Annotated in this window: 19 protein-coding genes and 1 pseudogene; 12 read left to right on the top strand and 8 right to left on the bottom strand. The window is 32.6% G+C overall.

Features of this window, described 5'->3' with window-relative positions; all coding sequences use genetic code 11:
- The first annotated feature begins 45 nt into the window (after window positions 1-45).
- Complete coding sequence (locus HS129_13500) at window positions 46-2,481, top strand: penicillin acylase family protein (protein ID MBE7413053.1); 2,436 nt, start codon at window positions 46-48, stop codon at window positions 2,479-2,481.
- Window positions 2,482-2,519: 38 nt separating this feature from the next.
- Here HS129_13500 and HS129_13495 read toward each other — a convergent pair whose 3' ends face one another.
- The 4 genes from HS129_13495 to HS129_13480 all read right to left on the bottom strand — a co-directional run bounded on the left by HS129_13495 (window position 2,520) and on the right by HS129_13480 (window position 7,361).
- Window positions 2,520-2,996, bottom strand: a complete 477-nt coding sequence (locus HS129_13495) for a DUF1564 family protein (protein MBE7413052.1) — start codon at window positions 2,994-2,996, stop codon at window positions 2,520-2,522.
- Between the two features lie 861 nt (window positions 2,997-3,857).
- The gene (locus tag HS129_13490) at window positions 3,858-4,142 is read right to left on the bottom strand and encodes a hypothetical protein (GenBank protein ID MBE7413051.1); all 285 of its coding nucleotides are present in this window, start codon (window positions 4,140-4,142) and stop codon (window positions 3,858-3,860) included.
- 88 nt (window positions 4,143-4,230) lie between these two features.
- Entirely contained in the window at window positions 4,231-5,241 is a 1,011-nt protein-coding gene (gene rfbB / locus HS129_13485; protein MBE7413050.1) for a dTDP-glucose 4,6-dehydratase, read from the bottom strand.
- Window positions 5,242-5,261: 20 nt separating this feature from the next.
- The gene (locus HS129_13480; protein ID MBE7413049.1) at window positions 5,262-7,361 is read right to left on the bottom strand and encodes a SpoIIE family protein phosphatase; all 2,100 of its coding nucleotides are present in this window, start codon (window positions 7,359-7,361) and stop codon (window positions 5,262-5,264) included.
- Window positions 7,362-7,528: 167 nt separating this feature from the next.
- Here HS129_13480 and HS129_13475 point away from each other — a divergent pair, with 167 nt between their 5' ends.
- On the top strand, window positions 7,529-9,175 hold the full coding sequence (locus HS129_13475; GenBank protein MBE7413048.1) for a hypothetical protein: 1,647 nt from the start codon (window positions 7,529-7,531) through the stop codon (window positions 9,173-9,175).
- On the opposite strand, the gene HS129_13470 is transcribed toward HS129_13475, so the two are convergent.
- From HS129_13470 to HS129_13455, 4 genes are read right to left on the bottom strand one after another with little or no spacing between them, the layout of a single operon-like run.
- Window positions 9,155-10,345 (bottom strand): glycosyltransferase family 4 protein, encoded by a 1,191-nt coding sequence (locus HS129_13470; GenBank protein ID MBE7413047.1) that lies wholly within the window; start codon window positions 10,343-10,345, stop codon window positions 9,155-9,157. The two genes, HS129_13475 and HS129_13470, sit on opposite strands and share 21 nt — an antisense overlap.
- Window positions 10,335-11,390 carry a glycosyltransferase family 4 protein gene (locus HS129_13465; protein MBE7413046.1) on the bottom strand — a complete coding sequence of 352 codons (1,056 nt, stop codon included), beginning with the start codon at window positions 11,388-11,390 and terminating at the stop codon, window positions 10,335-10,337. The genes HS129_13470 and HS129_13465 overlap by 11 nt, the downstream gene beginning before the upstream one ends.
- Entirely contained in the window at window positions 11,386-12,438 is a 1,053-nt protein-coding gene (locus HS129_13460) for a glycosyltransferase (GenBank protein ID MBE7413045.1), read from the bottom strand. The genes HS129_13465 and HS129_13460 overlap by 5 nt, the downstream gene beginning before the upstream one ends.
- 3 nt (window positions 12,439-12,441) lie before the next feature.
- Entirely contained in the window at window positions 12,442-13,470 is a 1,029-nt protein-coding gene (locus HS129_13455) for a hypothetical protein (GenBank protein MBE7413044.1), read from the bottom strand.
- Window positions 13,471-13,582: 112 nt separating this feature from the next.
- Here HS129_13455 and HS129_13450 point away from each other — a divergent pair, with 112 nt between their 5' ends.
- From HS129_13450 to HS129_13405, 10 genes and pseudogenes are all read left to right on the top strand, one after another.
- Window positions 13,583-14,497, top strand: coding sequence for a GDP-mannose 4,6-dehydratase (locus HS129_13450; GenBank protein ID MBE7413043.1), 915 nt, complete (start codon window positions 13,583-13,585; stop codon window positions 14,495-14,497).
- A 92-nt stretch (window positions 14,498-14,589) separates the two neighbouring features.
- A complete protein-coding gene (locus HS129_13445; protein ID MBE7413042.1) occupies window positions 14,590-16,575 on the top strand; it encodes a SpoIIE family protein phosphatase in 1,986 nt (661 codons plus the stop codon).
- Entirely contained in the window at window positions 16,568-17,347 is a 780-nt protein-coding gene (locus HS129_13440; GenBank protein MBE7413041.1) for an alpha/beta fold hydrolase, read from the top strand. Before HS129_13445 ends, HS129_13440 begins: the two co-directional genes overlap by 8 nt.
- Complete coding sequence (locus HS129_13435; GenBank protein MBE7413040.1) at window positions 17,344-18,231, top strand: class I SAM-dependent methyltransferase; 888 nt, start codon at window positions 17,344-17,346, stop codon at window positions 18,229-18,231. Before HS129_13440 ends, HS129_13435 begins: the two co-directional genes overlap by 4 nt.
- Before the next feature lie 265 nt (window positions 18,232-18,496).
- The gene (locus HS129_13430) at window positions 18,497-19,330 is read left to right on the top strand and encodes a site-specific DNA-methyltransferase (protein ID MBE7413039.1); all 834 of its coding nucleotides are present in this window, start codon (window positions 18,497-18,499) and stop codon (window positions 19,328-19,330) included.
- A pseudogene (locus tag HS129_13425) lies at window positions 19,308-19,528 on the top strand (hypothetical protein). Before HS129_13430 ends, HS129_13425 begins: the two are co-directional and overlap by 23 nt.
- Before the next feature lie 349 nt (window positions 19,529-19,877).
- The gene (locus HS129_13420) at window positions 19,878-20,909 is read left to right on the top strand and encodes a virulence RhuM family protein (GenBank protein ID MBE7413038.1); all 1,032 of its coding nucleotides are present in this window, start codon (window positions 19,878-19,880) and stop codon (window positions 20,907-20,909) included.
- A 15-nt stretch (window positions 20,910-20,924) separates the two neighbouring features.
- On the top strand, window positions 20,925-21,206 hold the full coding sequence (locus tag HS129_13415) for a hypothetical protein (protein ID MBE7413037.1): 282 nt from the start codon (window positions 20,925-20,927) through the stop codon (window positions 21,204-21,206).
- A 41-nt stretch (window positions 21,207-21,247) separates the two neighbouring features.
- Window positions 21,248-21,580: a transposase gene (locus tag HS129_13410; protein MBE7413036.1), complete on the top strand. Its 333-nt coding sequence runs from the start codon at window positions 21,248-21,250 to the stop codon at window positions 21,578-21,580.
- The gene (locus tag HS129_13405) at window positions 21,511-22,374 is read left to right on the top strand and encodes an IS3 family transposase (GenBank protein ID MBE7413035.1); all 864 of its coding nucleotides are present in this window, start codon (window positions 21,511-21,513) and stop codon (window positions 22,372-22,374) included. The genes HS129_13410 and HS129_13405 overlap by 70 nt, the downstream gene beginning before the upstream one ends.
- Window positions 22,375-22,384 lie beyond the last annotated feature (10 nt).

Here is a 22,384-nt window from a genome sequence, read left to right as displayed (position 1 = left end):
CTTTTGTTAGTGAGTTAAAAATAAATTCAATTAAGAGGAAAAGTGATGAGCATACATGCAAACCAAGATTCAAAAAGTCAAACTACGAAGAAATTTCAATTCTGGAAGCCTTTATTAATTTTTATAATTTGTATTATTGTAATAGTACTTGGTGTGAATTTTTGGATGTCTTCAAAAGTCCCAAAGTCTAAAGGTACGTTGGTCTTAGAAGGACTCAAAGATGAAGTAGAAGTGCACAACGATGAATTTGGGGTTCCACATATATTCGCAAAAAATGAAGACGACTTGTATCTTGCTTTTGGCTATGTCCATGCTTCTGAAAGACTATTTCAAATGGAGATTATGAGAAGAGTAGTCGGTGGGAGATTGTCTGAACTACTCGGACCAAAGTTAATTAAAACAGACAAACTATTTCGCTCTCTCGGCTTTAAAAGAAATTCAGAAAAATGGCTGAATAAATACGAAAGCTCTGTCCCACCGGAAGTTACAAGAGCAGTGGATCAATACGTCAAAGGCTTAAATTACTTTTTGAAAAAAGGGCCTCTTCCTGTGGAGTTTGCAATTCTTGGAATTGGAAGAGAAGAATTCGCAAAATCGGATATTTTTGGAATGGCAGCTTATATGGGGTATTCATTTGCAGAAGCATTTAATGTAGATCCTGTGATTACTTCTTTAGAAAAGGAATATGGTGCAATTAAAATTGCAGAGCTTACAAAAGATGATCCTACTTTTGCTCCGATCATTGTAGATGATTCTCAAAAAATAAGTTTGGCTATCAGCTCCTCTATGACTGAGATTCGATCTACATTAGAAGAGCACGGGATTCCGATGCTTGAAGGTAGTAATTCTTGGGCTATTTCACCTAAGAAAACCAAATCAGGTCAGGCAATTATCGCAAATGATCCTCATATAGGTTATGCAAATCCTTCTGTTTGGTTTGAAGCTTATCTAAATACGCCGAACTTTGATATATACGGACATTTTTTAGCTCTCACTCCATTTGCAGTAATCGGGTTTAACAAAGATTTTGCTTGGACTTTGACAATGTTTGAAAACGATGATATGGATTTTTATAAAGAAACTCTAAACCCGAACAATTCAAATCAAATTATGTTTCAAGGAAAACCTGAAAATATCCAAACTACGGAAGAATTGATTAAAGTAAAAGGAGAAGAGCCAGTTAAGCTAATTGTAAAAGAATCTAGACACGGAGTTTTTTTAAATGAGATTGCAGATTCACTGTTAGATGAAAAAAATCCTATTGCACTTCGTTGGAATATGTTTGATGCAAACAATAAAATTCATGAAGCCATGTACAAAATGAATCATTCAAAAGATATGAAATATTTTGAGTCTGCGCTTTCACACCTTAAAGCACCCGGCTTAAATATAGTGTATGCAGATAAAAAAGGTAATATTGCATTTTGGGCGGCAGGAGGGCTATTTGAAAAAAATTTCCCAACTGACCGAATCTTAGACGGTACTTCAGGAAAATTTGAGTGGGGTAGAGAAATTCCTTTTTCTCAAAACCCTCATTCTATAAACCCACCTGCAGGAATTATTGTGACTGCAAATAATCGTCCTGCCTCTCACTTGGGTTACAGGTTGAATGGTTATTGGCAAGCAGATGATAGAGGAAATAGAATTAATGCCCTTCTTAGACAAAATAAAAAATGGGACTTAGAAGATATGAAGGAAGTCATCATCGATACTTATTTTGAAGGTAGTGACTTTATTTTAAATCCATTCTTTTCTTTAATTAAGTTGTCTGAAGACAAGCTAACTAAAAGAGAAAAAGAAACTTTGGAAATTTTGCAAAAGTGGGATAGACAGGGAAATAAAAATGAAGCAGGGGGAGCTGTATTTTCTGAACTTCGCTATCAATTGGCAAGAGAAATGTTTGCAGACGAAATGGGCGAAGAAAGGTTTAAATTTTTAGCGAGTACAAATAGAATTTTTCACTATTTTAAATGGGCATACCTAAATGAAAAAAGTTCATGGTGGGACAATATTCATACACCGGAAAAAGATACTCCAAAAGATATTGTGTATCGTGCGTTAGGTGCAACCACACTTTCGCTTTTAGGAAAATTAGACAAAAATCCTAAAAATTGGAAATGGGGAAGGTTAAGCAAATTAGAACTTTCTCACCCAATCGGAAGTGTACCACCCATGAATCTTATCTTTAATTCTAAGACTTTGCCGGTATCCGGTGGGGCTGAGGTAATCAATAACATCAAGTCCAAATTTCATGCAAGAGATTTTAAGCCTAGTTCCGGACCGAGTATGAGAAGACTTATTGACTTTTCTAAGATGGATGAAATAGCGATTATAGGATACCTCGGTCAATCAGGCCACCGAAAAAGTAAACACTTTCAAAACCAAATGAAAATGTATGTGGACGGTAGGTTTAGAACTATTTCTTTGGACAAGATGAAAAATTCTGATCCGAACGATAGGCTCGTATTAAAGCCTAATTAAAGCTAGGCTTTTTGTTTTTGTCGCTTTTGTCTTTTTTATTAGGGTGTTTTCTTTTCGTCGGGTTTGTGTCGTTTTAGTCTATTGTATCGGGTTGTTTTTCTCTTGGAAAGGTAAGCTCCCCCCGCAATCGTGGTCACCGGGGTGGGAACTCCATTCTCGAAGAATCTGCTGGGGAGAATTATGTCCCATTCGGCAAGGTCAAGCACCAACAAAAGAGTAAAAAGAGCGGTCTTTGTGGTGCCAAGCCAGTCTGCAAGAATACCAAGCTCAATCCAGTCTTCGTTATTTGGGGTAAAATTCTTCTTCTGCAAATTTTGTCCGACTTCTTGATACGCCTTTTTTACCCTCTCCATCTTCTCAAAAAGTTCCCAAAGAATCACATTTCTATATCTGTTCAACAGTGCGTGCAAATATTTCCTCCTTGATAAACCTGTCGTTCTTCTATTGAACTCGTCCATATATTTTGCTGGAACAAGCAAACTCGATTGGGTTTCTGCATATTTTTGTGGGTTCATAAATTTCTCCTTAAAGTAAAATTTTCTACTCTCCTTTATAAGGTAAAAAATATCACGATAGAAATAAAATTTTTGCAATTTTAGGAAAATTTTTTTAGTTTTTACAGAAAAAGTCCCAAATCTGTATTAAATGCGTAATTTTTTTTAATCCCCGAAAACGATGGAGATCCCACATTTTTGCACGAAAAGAGCAAAATCTGAACTAAAAGCGAAATACTAAAAACTATACTAAAGCTCAAAATCTCTATCTACAAGATAAACCAAATTAAAAAAATCATAGCTCCTCTATTTCAGCCCTCAGGTTTCAGTCTCCTGTTCTCCGAATTGGAGTTCCCACATTTTTGCGTGAAAGGTGAACAATTGGTATAAAACATGCACTTTACTGAAAAGAGTGGAGATCCCACATTTTAGCACAAAAAGTGCAAAAACTGAACTAAAAGCGAAATTTCAAAAACTCTACTAAAGCTCAAAACCTCATCCTAAAAGATAAACCTATATGCAAAGATTCTACCTCCACTATTTCCGACCTCAGACTTCCGTTATCAGTCCTCTGAATTGGAGTTCCCACATTTTTGCATAAAAGGTGAACAATTGGTATAAAACATGCACTTTACTGAAAAGAGTGGAGATCCCACATTTTTGCACGAAAAGTGCAAAAACTGCACTAAAAGCGAAAGATCAAAACCTTAAATTAAAAGATAAACCAATTTAAAAAAGAATTCTAACTACTCTACTACCGTTCTCAGTCCTCTGAATTGAAGTTTAAAGGTTGAAGGGAAAGACATGCGATTGTATAGAAAGATGAATTTAAGTGTGATTACCACATTCTTTTTGAATGTGGTAATTGAATTGAGAAAAATTTTACTTTTTTATTTCGCCTTGAGCTAACATCTCATCAATTTTTAACTTATCAAGTTTTGCAGAGCAAACTTTTACATTAGCTGCGGTTGAACAAGATGCAGTACCTGTAACTTTACAGCCAGCTGCTTCACACTTTTTTCTTTGGTCAAAAGTATCGGAGCCTTTGTATTTGCATTGTTGGCAGCTGGAACCTGATGCACAGATATAGCAACCATCTGCATAAACTTGAGAACTAACAGTTACAAATAATGTTAGAGTGAATACTATAGCAAAAAATTTTTTCATTCGTTATCCTCTTTTCAATAAAAATAAATACCCTTGGCAATTGAATGTCAAAGATATCACAATTAAATTATTCTATTAGGAAATATTGTCAATTTATATTTTTTAAATAAAATCGAACAGTTTTTTCAATTCCGGTTTCAAAAGTTTCTTTTGGAAACCAGTTTATTTCTTTTTGAATTCTTGATGAATCTATCGCATAACGCCTATCGTGCCCGGGGCGATCATTTACATAAGAAATTAAATTTTCATAATATTGAACAGGATTTTCTGTAAGATTTCCCAATACCTTGCAAATATATTTCACAATGTCAATATTTTTCCACTCGTTGTTCCCACCAATATTATAAGTCCTGCCCGTTTCTCCTTTTTGTAAAATTGCCCAAATCGCATCACAATGATCTTCGACATACAACCAATCACGAATATTTTTTCCATCTCCATAAACCGGTAGCTTATTTCCAGAAATAGCATTTGTAATCATTAGAGGAATTAGCTTTTCTTTATTTTGAAAAGGCCCATAATTGTTCGAGCAATTAGAAATTGTAACTGGTAAATTATACGTTCTGTGGTATGCCATAACAAAATGGTCTGATGAAGCTTTAGAAGCTGAATAAGGTGAGGATGGATCGTAAGGAGTGTCTTCTGTAAAATACCCGGTTTCACCGAGAGAGCCATAAACTTCATCTGTTGAAATATGATGAAACAAAACACCAGATGAAATGTTTTGATTCTTTTCCCAAAAATTTTTAGCCGTTGCAAGTAATTCATAAGTTCCGATTACGTTTGTTTCTAAAAAAATTTTTGGACCTTTTATAGAATTGTCCACATGGCTTTCTGCAGCGAAGTGAACAACTGTATCAAATTTTTCTTCTTCAAAAATTGTTTGCAATAAATTACTATCTCTTATATCACCTTTCACAAATCTATAGTTAATTTTATTTTCAATGCCCTTGATATTATCTAAATCTCCTGCATAAGTCAACGAGTCTAAATTCACAACCCTTCCCTTAAATCCAATTTTTGCGAGATAGTGCAAAAAATTAGCTCCAATAAAACCAGCTCCACCGGTGACTAAAATATTTTTTAATATTCTTTCCATAAATTCTTCTTTAATAGATTTTATATTTTTTTTAATAAATTAATAGCTGGCTCAAAATCTTCTTTAATTACAAGAATTTTTTGAAGAGTATTTTTTGCTTCATTTATCTTGGACAACTTGACTTGTGTTTTTGAAAGGTTATACATTGCAGGAATATTTTCGGCTCTTAGGGAAATGGATGACTGTAAAGATTCTTCCGCTTTTTCATAGTTTCCTAATTTATAATAACAATACCCCTGAATTAAAAATGCGTCTGCGTTATACGTTTTTAAATTATTGTATTCGTCCAAGAATCGGATTGCGTTTTCGTATTCTTTATTTTTGGCAAAATATTTACCGAGAGAGAATAATGTCCAAAGGTCTCTTGGTAAAATTTCGTTAGCCTTAATCAGATTTTTGCAAGCTTCAGAATAATTCTTATTGCGATAAAATTTTTCTGCCGTCTGAACATACAACTTATATTCGTCTAAATGTGGACTGACTCCGATTGCGAGTAGAGTCTGGTCATCACTCGGATCTGTGCCACGGCAAAAATGATTGAACTTAGAAATTATATATTCGGTTGATTCTTTCACTCCCATTTCAATACTGTCTTGAATTGAAGAGATGAGTCTTTCTATTTCAAATCTTTCTCCATCTACATTTTGGCCTTCGATAATTCCATCCGTGTATATATAGAGTTTATCTCCAGGTTCTAATTTGATTTTATAGTCTTTATAAAATTCTCTTGCGTCCGGAAACATTCCTAAATACGTTCCCTCTCCTTCAAGAAGGATTACTTCCTTGGTTTTATATTTTGCCAGAATTGGTCTCGGATGACCTGCAATTGAATACAATACCTCGTAATCGGAATTGATTAAAGCATAAAAGGACGTTAGGTAACCTTGCTGCTTGACAAGCTCTAACAACTCACGATTGACAATTGAAAAAATTTCTGAAGGGCTGTCTAATTTGTGTTGAGAAAATAATAATTTAGAAATAGCAGTAATAAAAGCCGCAGGCACTCCATGCCCTGATACATCCGAAACAAGTAGTCCGATTTTATTAGATCCAAAATTAAAATAGTCATAGTAATCTCCACTAACTTCTTGGAGCGGGAAAAATTTCACCCAAAATTGAAGGCCTTTCCAATCAGGAATTCTCTGAGGAATAATTCCTCTCTGAATATTTCTCGCCATTCTTAAATCTTTCGTAAATGATTTTTGTTTTGTTTCTAATTCGATTTTTAGATTGTTTAACACTTCAACAATAGTTTCTAATTCTCTATTGTCTATCATTAGCTGTCTGGATTTTTCAAGAACTGTGGACAAATCTACAAATGAAAATTTTTCTTTTTCGGCTTCATCAATAGTGGAAATAAAAAATGTTTTTGGTTGAATCAACTTTAACTCTTTGTCGAGGTTTGTCTTCCCGACCTTGGTGGGGGACTCCTTCCAAGAAATTTTCATGTAATTTTTATTAGCACCAAACTTGATATTCTTTCCAAGCTCAGAATGATCTATTAAAATTCCGCTCAATCTTGTTTCGAGGAGTTCGATGGAGCAATTGCTTACCTGAAACAAAATTGCTGCACCTTCTAAAATTCCTTTCATATAAAGAATATCATACCATCTTTCTTTATTCCCTCCTAAATAATCAAATTCGTAGGTACACGAATTCTCAGAATGAATTTTTGGATTCAACCAAAATACTCTTGAAAATTTTCCTGCTAAGATAGGAATTTTTACAATCATTTCAAGAAAAGAAATTTGGGTATCATCGTTGGGTAACAAATCGTAAGCACCGGCTAAGAAAGATTCTCTGCCTGAATGAAAAAGAATATTGGAAATATCGCTAAGTGTTGATAAATAATTTATGATTTGGAATTCTATATCTATAGAAATCCAAAAATTAGAATCGCCGAGAATTCTTTTGAATATTTCATCAGATACGATATGCTTAATCGGATTTCCAATTAAAAAATCTTCTTTTTGCTTGCTAAACAGACTAAGAAGAATCGCAACTCTTCTCGCTGAAATTTCAGGAGCAAAAATACTAAGCTCGGATTCAGGTTTTAGAACTTTTGGATTTGACATAACTGGATATAGAACTATACTGAAAATCAGTGGAGATAAAATCAAATAAATACCAAATTTTTTCTTTTGTTTTCATTCTCATTTTCTTAAGTATTATTTTTTTCTATCTTGGTAATGTGCTTGTATTACTACAAGAGAATTTTTTCCGGTCATGCCCAAATAAAGATTTTTTGACTTGGGATCCTTCTCTACGATTTATACAAACCTTACAAATGATGGATAATCTAAGGAATTTTAGATTTTTTCACTTTCTATTTCAGATATTAGACTCTCCAACTTGGCCTGTACTAAGAAACTTGATTCAAATTCCTGTATTTTTTCTGTATGGAATAGATCAAATTGCAGATATTCAGATTACATTTGCCTTCTTAATAATTCTTCTCTTTTTTTCCGGGTACTATCTTTACAAAGAAATCTCAGGGAAGCTAAAGAATTGGTTTTTTATAATTTTGTTTTTTTTAGTTTTAGTATTAATTTTTCAGTCTTACCCTATATTAATATATTCTTTTACGGGGATGCTTGAGATACAGGGTGCTGTATTTTTCATGTTTGCGATATATTCGATCACTCTGTATTATAAAGAAAATCACAAGAAAAGTAAATGGTTGGTACTTTTTTCTACCCTTTTATTGTTTCATACAAAATACCCTTATGGGTATATGTTGGCTTTATCCGTAATCACGTTTCAATTTTTATTGAATCCGAAAAATTTCTTCCTATTTGTGAAAAAATACTTTATCTATATATTTTCGTCTTTCAGAAATATGTACAGAATAATTATTGCAATGGTATTCCTTGCACTCTATCTTCTTCCGATCATGTCTTTTCCGGGCAAGACAAAAAACTATTTGAAATTTTTTATATTTATATTCTTATCTTTAGATTGTATTTTATATATTTTTAAAAACAAAAAGACCCTTTTAAAAGATAGCTTTGAAAAGATTGTTTTTCTTTTTCAGTGGATTTTGCTTCCAATACTTTTATGGGTGATGATCCACCCCGATAGATTCTCCAGCTCAGGGAGCACCATTGCTCATCAACAAACTGAAGGCGTTGTTATTGGGCAAACTATTGCAAAAGATTTTTCGTATTACACACTTTTTTTCAGAGAGATTTCCACTAACGTATTTCAAATTCCCTTCATTGGGTGGGTTATTTTTCTATGTACAATTTTATCATTTCTTGTAGGATACTATTATTACAAAAAGCATTCTGAATTTCGATCCAGCTTCGTTCTTTCATTTTTTATTTTAACACCTATACTTTTCTTGACATTTTTGACATCGAATCATCAGGCAAGACACATCTACCATATCATTCCTGCTTTTGTATTGTGTGCTTTATTGTTTTTTTCTGAAATTTCAAAAAATTTACCAAAATATATACAAATAATTTTTCTGATAATCGCATTTTCTTATGCTTTATACTCTACAAATTTAGTAAATAGTTTTGTAAGTTCTGCCAATCTTTGTTTTTCCGGAAAAGACAGGCAGGCATATAACCTACCGATTAAAGTACGAAATTTCCTACAATCAAAAAGTCTTCCCAAACAAGATACAATTTTAATAAATAACATCAATCCTCTTCATGTCAATCGCGCAGATGTTGAGTTTATTTTTAATTTAGAAGGATATAAAAATAAAAAAAATATTATCACCAATCCAAAAAATATTAATAAGATAGATAAATTTCAGGAAGTAGATTCTATCGGAAATGATTGCACTGAAAAAGAAGAAATGAAAAATTTCCGAAAAATTTCCGATAAAAAATATACAATAACGATAATTGAAAAATCTTTTGATGAAGATTATTGTCTTGTCCGTTATAACTTACAAAAGTTAGATGCAACTGTCAATTAGACAAAAAAGTTTTTCTTTTACTGTCTCGGTTGAATAATTCTTTAAAACGTATTTTTCCCCATTCTCTCCTAATTTTTTTCGGATAGATTCATTTTCTGTTAGATAGTCTAAAATTTTACAAAAACTTTCCTTATCGCTGTAGTACAACCCACCATTACTCCGAATGCAATGACCCACCATAACTTCTGATTTCGCATTAACCACTACGGGGGTTTTATTTATCCATGCCTCCATGAGAACAATCGAAAAACTTTCCAAAGAAGATGGGTTGATCAGAAATTTCGCTTTCTGTAATAAACAAGATTTTTCATTCTCAGAGACATACCCTACGGAAATTATATCTCTGTCTCGAAAAGAATCATCTCCTATAAAAATAAGTTTCATATCAATAGCAGAATTATTTTTCCATTCTCTAAAAAACTCTACTAATTCATAAATTCCCTTACCCGCATCAAATCTACCTATGTACACTGCATAGTCTTTAACATCAGAATCCAAAATACTGTTTTCCAATAGGTAAAATTCTTCAGGGTTGCATTGGATATCTTTATCTACATTGACACCAATCACTGAAAATCTATCCGGTTGAAATCCAAAAATTCTTTTGAATAATAAAAGCTCTTCTATGGTATTAAACGAATACACAATTTCGTTTGTGAATGATTCTTTATAAATAGGGAAGTAAGCCGGAATCTCATCGTGCAATGTAGGTAAACAAATAGATTTATTTTTTATTTTTTGAATGCCTTTAACAGTTGGATAATATAAATAAGAAACAAAAAAAAATAAATCAAATTGATTCTGATTTTTGTCGATAAACTGTACCAATTTTTCAGAAAAAGGTCCTTGCTTTTGCAACCATAGATCAGTTGTTTTTGAATTCCAAGAAATTTTTTTTTGATGAATCTTATCCAATAGACGATTGAATTTTTTAATATTTCGGGATTTATCCACACGAAATCGGATAATTTTTATATCTTGAATAAATGATTCGCCACTTTCAATTTCATTTTTCCAAGTTTTATAATCCAAAGCGGTTGTTGTCAACACTGTAACTTCATACTTTTCGCTCATTAGAAGAGCAAACTTCAAGGCATGTCTCTCAGCTCCTCCAGCTATACGGTCAGAAAATCTTGTAGAAACAATAGCTATTTTTTTTTTAGAGTTCAAAATATTTTCTTATCTCTTCTTGCAATATTTTTTCAGGACGAATCATCTGAAAATACTTTAACCTTTCTCTTTCTTTTTCGATGACTTGTTCTTTTAATTTTCTATCAAACAACAATCTATCTGCTAAGACAGAAACCTTTAGAAAATCTTTCTTGTTAAAAAGAATTCCACTATCGCCTAACGTATCAGGAACTGCTGAGGATGAATATGCCAAAATCGGAACAGAAAAAAACATTGACTCGATTAACGGAACACAAAATCCTTCGTGCTCGCTCAAAGAAAGAAATAAATCTGCAGTAGAGTAATGCTCGATAAGTTTTTCATCAGAAATAAAATTAGATAAAAATACGTTTTCCTTTAGGTCATAAAATCTAATCATAAGTTCAAGCTCCTCTTTATAGCTTTTCAACTCATGGGATGAATTTCCGAGAATCCATAATTGAAAATCCCGATTGAATGAGTCCTTATAAATTTTTGCAAATCGAATAAGATCATCTTGCTTTTTATTTGGAGCAAGCCTTCCTACAAAAATTATTTTTTTCTTTTCTGATGTTTTTTTTGATACTACTTTGGCAGAAAATTTTGAAAAATCAATCACAATCGGAAGTTCTATCACATTCTCAAATCCCAAAGAAGACAATTCATCACAATTGTATTTTGAATCACTGAAATGAATCAAAAATTTTTCTCGAATCTCAGATAACTCCTCTCTTCCTTTTTTCAAATAATGAGTAAGCTTCAAATCGTACGATTGAAAAAATTGATAAGGAGTCACGTTGTGATAGATCAAAATTTTTGGCGCATTGGCTTTCAAAACAAAGTCCAACACATTAGAATGAATGGAGTGATGATAGATGATGAGGTCACTTTTCTTTTCAGAATAAGTTTTAAACTTTTTACAAAATTTCTTATCTTTGCCGATATTTTCAGAATATAAATTTCCTCCGATTCCAAGCGTAGAAAAATATTTTTGAATTGCAAGCATTTCGTTACTGATCGCATCGCCGGGGTTGAATCCCGCAGAAAATTGGTGAATATTTTTAATTCTCATAATTCTTTACAATTTCTCTGAAATATTTTTCATACGGAAAATTATTGTAATATTTTAATGCCTGATTTTGTGAAGTAATAATTTTATCTCGTAAGTCATTTTGAGTGCGAATCAATTCAATAAATTCTGCTATTAATGCAAAACTTTTTTTTTGAAATAAAATCCCTCCTCCATTCATTGTTTCGGCAACTGCGCTTAACTTTGTATCAAAAGCAATTACAGGAATACCCAAAGAAAATGCTTCCAACAAAGGAATTCCAAAACCTTCGTGCTCGCTCATGGAAATATAAAAATCAAACTTAGAAAACTCTGAATTCATTCTCTCATCACTTAAATTTTCAGAATAAAAAATACTATCCTCTAACTGAAATTCTGTAGCAAGATGCTTTAAATAGAAATTATAATCAGAAAATGCTGAGATAGTCTTGCCTATTAATTTTAATGAATAGCTTGGATTGATTTTTTTTAAAAAATACAATAATAAAAATAAGTCTTCAATTTTTTTATTTGGAGCAAACCTCCCTGTAAATCCTATCGTAAAACCTAAACTTTCTTTTGTGGAAGCTGCTTGGTCGTAATTCTTTAAAATAGGGACAACTCTTAAATTGGAAAATCTCAACGTTTCTAAAAAAATTTTATTGCATTTGGAATCACACAGAGTGAATTCAATTTTATTTTTCATTGAGCTAAGTTCGAATATGGATTTTAACTCACTTGTTTGTAAAGATTCGTAAACATCTAAGTTTGAAAAAAAATACGATGGAGTTATATTATGAAACCGAAGCGATTTCCATCCTTTTATATCGAGAAAATAATTTAGAGGGTATCCTTCACCTCCGTAATGCAAAATATGCAAATCCTTTTTTTGATAATCAAAATTTTCTGTAGTAACCAAAACATTTTTTTTTAATTCAGAATTGTTTTTTTGACATACAATAAAAGACTGCACTCCAATAGAAGTTAGTAAATTGTGAATACCGCGAACATCATTCCCTATTCCATCCGCAGGATTCAATTCATCGACGTGTTGAAATACTCTCACTTTTTAATCAGTGTAAAAAGAAAATAGATAAAACCCATCTTCTTTTTTTTCATATTCGACAATTTCTTTGTAGCCAAGATTTTTTAAATAAGGTCTGACTTCTGAAAATACAATTTTTGTAGGATGAGATGGTTGAAACGGAGAATTGCAAGAAATTTCTTTTTCGGAAAATCGTAAAAATACTTTTGTATTTTTCTTAGATTTTTCAAGAATTGTTTTTAATAGGAGCTCTATTTTCCAATTTGGAATTAAATTTGCATTGCACTGAAATACGATGGAATCGAATTCAGAGAAATCAATAGACACAAGATCCTCTGAAAATTGTACATTGTCGGTAATTTCTTTTTTGATATATTCAAATTGATGCTTAGAAAAACTTACCGATTCAAAAGAAATTTTTTCAGCTCTTAATTTTAATAAAAAATCTCCCCATTCAGGAAATAGAATCAATGTTTTTTTTGTATTAGAAGAAAGCTCTTTTAAAATCATCTCATCACTTTCATCGATGTGTTTTGAATTTTGATACCGAACGACAGAAATTTCAAAATCGGGTTGGACTTTTTCATTAATGAGAGCCTGTAGTTCTAAAAAGTCTTTGTAAAATTTTTCGTACCTTTGCATCAAAGCCTCGTGCTTGGAACGAAGCAAAATCAATTCATGGAGCACATTGTAAAAAGCTCGTATTCTATTTTCTGAAAGTTTCTTATCCACAAAGGAATAGACCTCTACCAGTTTAACTACAATCCATTTGAGTGGACCTTTGATAAACCAAAGAGAAGGGTTGGTGAATTTTGGAACCGAGATTCCTTTTTCAAATAAATTGGCAGTGAACGATGGATCAAATTCTCTAAACCCGGCAAGCGACTTAGGTGAAAATCGAAAACCCGAAATTCGTTCTATTTCATCTTTTGATACATTTCGTTTGCTTAAAGAAGATTCCAACTCTCTCATAATGTCTTCTACATTAATGGAGGAATCTTTTATTTCGATTACAAAATCTTCTGATTTCTTCTGAATTTCCAATACTTTCACTAATTTCCCAAATTATTAATAAGAAAAATCCATTGAATTCAGAATTTTTTAATTTGTCAACCGTTACGAATTTTCCTTCCTAATTTTCACAGGTTTTTTTTATTTGAACTTGATGAATTGTCTTATAACCGGTGCCAATGGATTTGTAGGAAAATATTTAGTTTCAGAGCTAAAAAATACTTTTCAAAAAATCTATCGATCAGGGCTTGAAAATACGATTGAAGCAGATCCGGATTTAATTCCAATAGATATTAGAAACGAGAAGTCTGTAAATTCTCTGATACAATCCATTCAGCCGGACGTAATTTTTCATCTTGCAGCCCAAGCCTCAGTACCAATTTCTATAGAAAACCCGCAAGAAACTTTAGAAATCAACGTAAAGGGTACGCTAAATATTTTATCCTCTATGAAAAATTTAAACAAAACAACGAAACTTATATATATATCCAGTGCAGATGTTTACGGAAAACAAGAAGAGAAATCCTATCCCTTGAATGAAACAATTCTTCCCAATCCTGTAAACCCATATTCGGCGAGTAAACTTTCAGCAGAAATTTTTTGCAGACAATTTGCTTTGCAATACGAAAATTTACAAATTATAATCGCAAGACCTTTCAATCATATTGGTGTAGGTCAAAGAGAAATTTTTGTAGTCCCGAGTTTTATAACACAAGTACTGGAGGCTAAGAAAACGAAAAAAGAAATTATTGTCGGGAATCTTTCTTCTAAAAGAGACTTTTTGGACGTTAGGGATGTTGTTCGAGCCTATTCGATTTTAGCGGAACGTGGGCAAAGTGGTGAAATTTATAATATTTGCTCTGGAGAAGATATTTCAATTCGAGAAATTCTTGATAAAATCATTCAGATTACAAACGCAAATATAGAAATTGCTGTTGATCCGGCAAGATTCAGAAAGGCAGACACACCAAGACTTTTCGGAACCTCGGAAAAATTGCAAAAATTAGGCTGGGCAAAAAAATTTGATATAGAGCAATCTTTAAAAGATATTATAGAAAGCTATCATTAGGGTGTGTTTGAATGAAACTACAACAATTCAATTTATGTATGGTCAAGAGTTCAAACCATTCTAAAGGAAACAAACTAAAAAGTAGGAGATAAATGACAACAATACGTTTAAAATTATTTTCTACTTTTTTGATAATTGGTATTTCTGCCGTACTCGTTATGGGAGTCTTCACGTACCAAGCAGTCAGTGATTTATTTCTAGAAAAATTTTTACGCAACAAATTACGGATAGCTACCTCAGTCGCAAAAATTATTGATCCCGCAAAACATAAAGAATTCAAGACTCCAGAAACAATTCAGAATCAAGACTACACATACTACCAAAGCGTAATGAAAGCCTTTCTTGCAGAAAGTTATATTGCTTATATTTTTAGCGTAAATTTTGATCCGGTAAGTCAAAATTTTTATTATGCAGTAGATGGAATTTCTGCAAAAGAAGATTCAGTATGGTTTGAATCTAACGAATTTGCATTCCTAACGTATTTAGATTCTACAGGCAAGATTGTAATTGAATACGATTCAATAGTTTACTCTTCAGATTTTGAAATTGCAATTGAGGATTATGTTTTCAAAGTTTCTATAAACGATTTAAATAAATCTGTACAAGTCAACAACAAAACTCTGTTTACTTTTACAGAAAAAAAACCAATCCAGATGATGTGCAATGGAAATACTTTTGAAAAAGACCACACCGGTTGCAAAGGATTTATTATTTATAATTTGAAAGAATTAAGATATCAAGTATTCTTAAATTTGAAAAATTTTCCTCTTTCTGTTCCCGGACAAAAAGTTGTGTCCAATCAGGAATTTATGAAACTCTACAAAGGCGCAATTCATTCTAAAACTGATTACATTGAAACAAAATTCAGGAAAAGTAATTACGGAACTTTTATGTCGGCAATAGCTATTATCAGAGATTCCAATTCGCAACCGATAGGATTTGTAGAAGTTGATGTTTCGCAAAAAGAGTTAAGAGCTTTTCAAAACTTAATCTATATAGTTTCTTTGAAAGCAGGAATTTTAATTCTTATCGTGATGGGGATTGGAGCGCATTTTTTAGCAAAGATGATAACAACTCCAATTCAGGAATTGAAGCGAGGAATAAAATCTATATCCGAGGGAAATTTATTGTACCGGGTAAAATTCAAAGGGAAGGATGAGTTTTCTACTCTCGCAAGAAATTTTAATTGGATGAGTAGAAGGTTAAACGTATCCCAAAGAGAAACCTTGCGTTTGAATGAAGAGCTTCAACAATTTAATTCTCAATTAGAAAAAAGAATCAAAGAAAGAACGGAAGATTTAGAAATCGAAAAAATGATTGTTGATAAAGCAATGAACGAACTTCAAAAAAGAAATGCAATCATCGAACAAGACCTGGATAGAGCGAGAAAAATCCAAAAATCTCTTCTACCTCAAAAAACCCCTACCTTAGAAAACTATAAAATATATTCTTTTTATCAACCCATGGATAAGGTTGGAGGGGATCTTTATGGATTTTTAGAATTTCACAATGGAGATCTGGGAATTTTTATTGCAGATGTTTCAGGTCATGGAATTGCGTCGGCATTTATTGCATCTATAGTAAAGCAAGAGTTTGATTCTATTGCTCCTCTGATTTCTTCGCCGGCAGAAATACTAACGTATTTGAATCAAAATATTTGTAAAAAGTTTTTTGGAAATTTTCTTACGATGTTTTATCTAATATTAAAAAAAGACGGAAAAATTATTTGTGCCAATGGAGGACATGCCTACCCGTTTATTTATTCTCCTTTGAAAAATAAGTTAATCGAAGTGGAAGTGAAGGGAAAATTACTAGGAGCTTTTCCTGAAACTGTTTGGCATGACCACGAGTTTAGTTTAGAAAATAAAGACAGGTTGATACTTCTTACCGATGGCGTAATAGAAACAGGTAAAAAAGAATTATTTGGAGAAGAAAGGTTAAAAAAACTGATTATTGAAAATCACCACCTTAGTGGTAATTTATTTATAAAAAAAATTATGCACTCTGTAAACGAATTCAATGAATTTTTAAGTTTAAAAGATGACATAACAATAGTGCTATTGGAAAGAAATGGCTGAACCAAATCTTTTTTTTAGAAAGTATGGAGACTCAGGTCAAGAGATTATTATTTTACACGGTCTTTTCGGCTCGTCAAAAAATTGGGTGAGTATTGCAAAAGAGTTAAGTATCACAAATCGTGTTTACACTCCTGACCTTCGCAACCATGGGGATTCTTTTCATTCTAAAACACATAATTTACGAGACATGGCAGATGATATTTTACGTCTAATGGAAATAAACTCTATCCAAAATCCTATTCTAATCGGTCATTCTATGGGTGGACTTGTTACAATTATTTTTTCACTTCTTTATCCTAAAAAAATTCTTCTTCCGATCGTGGTAGATATTGCTCCAAAAAATTATCCTTTAGATTATAAAAATGAATTTGCTTGTTTAAAAATGGACGTTAGTGGATATACCTCAAGAGAGTTGATCGACAGAGATATGGAGAAAATTTATACAGATTCTTTTATTCGACAATTTTTGCAGATGAATTTAGAAAAAATAGATACTGGCTATAAATGGAAACTGAATGTAGAGACACTCGAAAACTCAAGGGATGCCTTTAAGCTCAATTTAGATGAAAATATCATATATCCCAATAAGGCTCTTTTTATACTCGGGGAAGTTAGTGAATATGTAAAAAAAGATGAATCTTCTATAATAAAAAAATTTTTTTCAAATGCAGAAATTTCTATTATAAAAGGTGCAGGTCACTATTTGCATTATACCCACCAAAAAGAGTTTATTCAAATAGTAAAAAACTTTATTTCGGATTATCCAAAATGAAATCTATTTCTTGCAATACTTGTGGCTCTAATGAATTTGAGTTTTTATTTGAAAAAGGGAGCTCTTTAAAGGAAACCTTTCGTGTTGTAAAGTGCACAAATTGTAAACTTGTTCAAGTCAACCCCCAACCGGATTTTTCTGAAGTTTCAAAATACTACTCAGATGAATATTTTACAAAAAGAACCGATAGAGGTTACGACAATTATTATTCTGAAAAAATCAGAAAAGAAATTTCGAGGGTGTTTGAATTAAACTTAAAAGATTTAAAATTTTTTGAATGGGAGAAAAAATTACCCGATACGAGATCTTCAATCGACGTAGGGTGTGCTGCCGGCTATTTTGTGGACTACTTAAAACAAAAAGGTTGGAACTCCAAGGGAATAGAAGTCGCTAAGGCTCCCGCAGAATATGGAAAAAAATCACTTGAACTAAATATCGAGATTTGTGATTTTTTAGAGTGGGACAAAACTCACAAAGAAAAATTTGATCTAATCACACTTTGGGCTTCAATAGAACATTTACACAAACCAAGAGAAACTTTAGAAAAAATTTTTCTTCACCTAAAACCAAAATCTAGGGTGATTATCTCAACTTGCAGATATGGATTATTAGCAAAACTTTTTGGTAAAAATTGGAGGTATATGAATGTACCTGAACATTTGTATTATTATTCAATGGGCGGTCTTATAAAATTAGCAGAAAGTTTAGGGTTAAAATTAATTTCAAAAGTTTCTTACGGTAGTGGGATGACCAACAAACCGAATTCGGGATTTCTTTTTAAAACAAATAAATTTTTTGCAGACAGAATTGTGAAGCTATTTAACCAAGGCGACATGATGGCTCTCAGTTTTGAGAAATCGGAAGGTAGAGGTTTTGAGCTTTAGAATAGTTTTTAGTATTTTGCGTTTAGTGCAGTTTTGAGAGTTTTCGTGCGTTGACTTCGGTCAATAAAGTATGAACCACAGTGACCAGCCTATCAGTTTTTTTGAAACTGAGAAGATGGGTTTGGACTTCTGTCACCCCATCATCTTTTTTACACTCGCAAGCGAGCTAAAAGTTGCTGGACATCGTTTAGTCGAAAACGTTATAATACTTATAAAAAGACAAAAACAGCAGAGCTTATTGAAAATAATTGATTAAATTTGCAACATGGAACTTGAAAAAATATATAACGAAAATTGTTTGATTACAATGAAAAATATGTCAGACAACTATGTTGACTTTGTAATCACATCACCACCTTATGACGATATAAGAAATTATAATGGCTATCAATTTGAATTTGAAAAAATAGCAAAAGAATTATTTCGTATTATTAAACAAGGAGGAGTTATTATTTGGGTTGTAGCTGATGCAACAATTGATGGAAGTGAAACAGGAACTTCTTTTAAACAGGCATTATATTTTAAAGAAATAGGGTTTAGATTACATGATACCATGATATATTATAAAAATAATCCAATGCCTCAAACAGGGAATAGGTATCATCAACATTTTGAGTATATGTTTGCTTTTTCAAAAGGAAGTCCAAAAACATTTAATCCAATAACAGAATCTACTAAATATCGAGGACTTGCGAACATGAAAAATAGAGGAAAAAATGGTACTCTTGATTATGAAAAAGTTGAAAGAACAAAAGAAAAGAAAGTAGGTAATGTGTTTTTTTATTCAATTGGCGGTGGAATTTCAACAAAAGATAAGATTGCATATAACCATCCTGCTATTTTCTCAGAAAGACTTGTTGCAGACCAAATTAATACATGGACTAACGAAAACGACCTAGTTTATGACCCTTTTATGGGAAGTGGTACTACTGCAAAAATTGCACATTTATTAAAACGAAAGTGGATTGGTTCTGAAATCTCAAAAGAATACGTTGAAATTTCAGAAAAAAGATTAAAGGAACATACAATGAATAATTTATTTATTGAAAGGACAGGGAAAATTTGCATCAGAATGGATGTTGGTTGCTCAAAAAGTTGAGAAAAATCAAGGTGGATACTCAAACCAATGAATTTCTGTATGAATTATTTCGGAAACGGAGAAATTGAAATTACAAAAAGAGGGAATTTTAAATTAGGAAGAATTACAATGCAAAGAAAAGGTGGTGATGGAGGCAGAGATACTGCAAAGATGTTGCAATTTAAAATAAATCCAGCAGAATTGTTTGACCATGAATGAAATACGCACTATAACAAAGGCTATAATCAATCAGTAGAAAGTATCAAAGGGTACTATAATCGTAATCTCACAATAAAGTATTTTATGAATATGTTGCATTTGCATGTTGCATCTTCGAAAATCAACAACACCGATTTATGCTTTTGGTTTCGAGTTATAAATTATATCTTTGTGACTTACATCAATTTTCTTCTCAGTTCCAATATCGATCTTTGCAATAAAAATATTGAATATGAAATTTGGAATAGGAATGTTTGGTGATTTGAGTTACAATTACGAAACAAAAAAATACCAGAATCCTGATTTACGATTGAAAGAAATTGTAGAAGAGGTAAAATTAGCCGAAATGATGCCGACTTTGCTTGTAGCAAAGAAGAAAAAGAGTAACAAGGAATTTTTACCAATCATAAAAAGAAACGTGCTGCCGGAAAAAAACAATAGCGATATACTGATCTACCAATCCGATGACGGACAAATAAAAATCCAGGTGCGTTTGGAAAACGAAACCGTTTGGCTGACGCAGGCGGGTATGGTGGAATTGTTTCAATCATCAAAAGCCAATATCAGCGAACATATAAAACATATTTTTGAAGAAGGCGAGCTGAATGAAAATTCAGTTATTCGGAATTTCCGAACAACTGCTACCGATGGTAAAAATTATGAAGTAAATCACTACAATCTTGATGTAATCATCTCGGTGGGTTATCGGGTAAAATCGCTTCGCGGTACGCAATTTCGTATGTGGGCAACAGAGCGTTTGCGGGAGTATCTGATCAAAGGTTTCACCATGAATGATGATTTACTGAAACAAGGTGGAGGATATTTTGAAGAGCTGCTCAACCGGATTCGGGACATTCGTTCTTCCGAAAAAGTATTTTACAGGAAAGTATTAGAAATCTATGCAACCAGTATAGACTATGACCCGAGGGCAAGTTTTACCCAACAATTTTTCCAAACCGTTCAAAACAAATTGCATTGGGCAGCCCACGGACATACAGCTGCCGAAATAATTTATCAACGTGCCAATGCAAAGTTACCCTTTATGGGATTAACGGATTTCAAAGGCAAAAAACCCACCAAGCAAGAAATAGCCGTTGCCAAAAATTATCTTTCAGAAGAAGAACTGGCAGTTTTGAATCGTTTAGTTTCAGCTTATTTGGATATTGCAGAAATCAATGCTATGCAACACAAACCGATGTATATGATAGATTGGATTGAAGTATTGGACGGCATTATTAATGTAGTTGGGTTATGGTGGAACAATCGTCAAGCAATTTTTAACGCCCACGATTACGGATTAAGAGTGATTTTTAAAGATTCTGTTTTGTCTATCATTAATCTGAAAACAAAAATACTCCGCCGTCCGTGTCGGGCGAATTGATAGGAGTATAAAAGGATGACAACTCGTGAAGATTTGAGAAAAGAGTTTACTATTTCAACAGCCACATTAAATAATTGGTATCGAACTGAAACTATTGATGCCCCATCCAATGGAACGCACTATACAGAGCAAGAATATCTTAAAATAAAAAACAATATTTTAAATAATTCAGACAAACTGAAAGGTAGAGCAAACCGCCTGCATGCGAGCGATTCCTATATTTGCTATCTTGGAATAACAGATGGGAATAGAAAACGTTTGCTTGAACAAGCAGTTGAAATTGGTCTTGCCCCCTAAAACTGGAATACAAAAAAAGGGGATAAAGGAGACTTGATAATATGATAAGAAGAAATAACTATGGCAAAGAATTTAAGGAAAAAATAGTAATGGAAATTTTGTCCGGGCAGAGTTCCGTTTCGCAAATAGCTCAAAGGGAAAAGGTAAATCCTCAAACAATCCGAAATTGGAGAAATGAGATAGATACAGGAAAGTTTGAACAAAATAATCAAACCGAATTTGCTTTAAGGAAACGAGTCGCAGAATTGGAAGGTGCACTTGCCAACCTTGCGTTAGATAATCACATTTTAAAAAAAGCCCAAAAATATCTGCAAGACTGGAAGCAAAAAGAGAAATTATCAGGAAGTATCTCGCACCAGAATTTGGAATTGTAAAAAGCTGTAAAGCTTTGGAGATCAGTATCTCTTCCTTTTATTACCAATCGGATGCAAAGATTAAAAGAAAACAGGAGGATAAGCAACTAATAGAAAAGATTGAAGCATATCTGGATTTAATGCCTCAATCAGGTTACAGGTCTGTCACTTATTTTCTGAGAAATGATATGAAAATCAATCATAAGCGAGTTTACAGGATCATGCATGAAAACCTTTTAAAATGCAGTCCGAAGAGGGCTTATCATCATGCGACCACGGATTCAAAACATAACCTGAAAAAATATCCAAATCTTCTTAAGGACAAGTCAATTAATCATGCACGAGTAATAGTTGGTGATGTTACTTTTTTTGATGTTCAGGGGAAAAATCATTATCTGGCATCACTAATGGATATGGAAAACAGAGAGGTCATCGGACGAGCTGTTTCTGATAAACTTAATAGTGAACTTGTCAGGTCTGCATTTGAGTCGGCTCTCATGAACAGAGGAAGTCTCGAAGGTTACATTCATCATACTGATTCTGATAGAAGATATTGTTCGCATGAATATATAGAACTTCTGAACAATTCCAAAATACAAATTTCAATGTGTCTTGGTAATGCATATGAAAATGCACACGCAGAATCTTTTAATAAAACTATCAAGTATCAAGAGATAAATATCTCCTGTTATGCTGATAAAATTGAAGCAGCCAAAAGTATTTTTCAATTTATTGATCGGTACAATTCAATCAGACCTCATTCAGCTTTAGGAGGACTATCTCCTCTGCAATTTAAAAATAAACAAAAAATATGATTTTTTTCTT

The organism is Leptospiraceae bacterium (genome assembly GCA_015075105.1).
Classification (GTDB): Bacteria; Spirochaetota; Leptospiria; order Leptospirales; family Leptospiraceae; genus JABWCC01.
Note: the sequence above shows the minus strand (reverse complement) of the source record. Positions and strands in the feature narration are given on the sequence as shown.

Bases quoted from the DNA above. Each gene is read 5' to 3' on its own strand.
- HS129_13430 (MBE7413039.1), top strand. From the start codon at position 18,497: ATGGAACTTGAAAAAATATATAACGAAAATTGTTTGATTACAATGAAA.
- HS129_13435 (MBE7413040.1), top strand. From the start codon at position 17,344: ATGAAATCTATTTCTTGCAATACTTGTGGCTCTAATGAATTTGAGTTT.
- HS129_13450 (MBE7413043.1), top strand. From the start codon at position 13,583: ATGAATTGTCTTATAACCGGTGCCAATGGATTTGTAGGAAAATATTTA.
- HS129_13415 (MBE7413037.1), top strand. From the start codon at position 20,925: ATGACAACTCGTGAAGATTTGAGAAAAGAGTTTACTATTTCAACAGCC.
- HS129_13475 (MBE7413048.1), top strand. From the start codon at position 7,529: ATGATGGATAATCTAAGGAATTTTAGATTTTTTCACTTTCTATTTCAG.
- HS129_13495 (MBE7413052.1), bottom strand. From the start codon at position 2,996: ATGAACCCACAAAAATATGCAGAAACCCAATCGAGTTTGCTTGTTCCA.
- HS129_13410 (MBE7413036.1), top strand. From the start codon at position 21,248: ATGATAAGAAGAAATAACTATGGCAAAGAATTTAAGGAAAAAATAGTA.
- HS129_13490 (MBE7413051.1), bottom strand. From the start codon at position 4,142: ATGAAAAAATTTTTTGCTATAGTATTCACTCTAACATTATTTGTAACT.
- HS129_13440 (MBE7413041.1), top strand. From the start codon at position 16,568: ATGGCTGAACCAAATCTTTTTTTTAGAAAGTATGGAGACTCAGGTCAA.
- HS129_13445 (MBE7413042.1), top strand. From the start codon at position 14,590: ATGACAACAATACGTTTAAAATTATTTTCTACTTTTTTGATAATTGGT.
- HS129_13420 (MBE7413038.1), top strand. From the start codon at position 19,878: ATGCCGACTTTGCTTGTAGCAAAGAAGAAAAAGAGTAACAAGGAATTT.
- HS129_13500 (MBE7413053.1), top strand. From the start codon at position 46: ATGAGCATACATGCAAACCAAGATTCAAAAAGTCAAACTACGAAGAAA.
- rfbB (MBE7413050.1), bottom strand. From the start codon at position 5,241: ATGGAAAGAATATTAAAAAATATTTTAGTCACCGGTGGAGCTGGTTTT.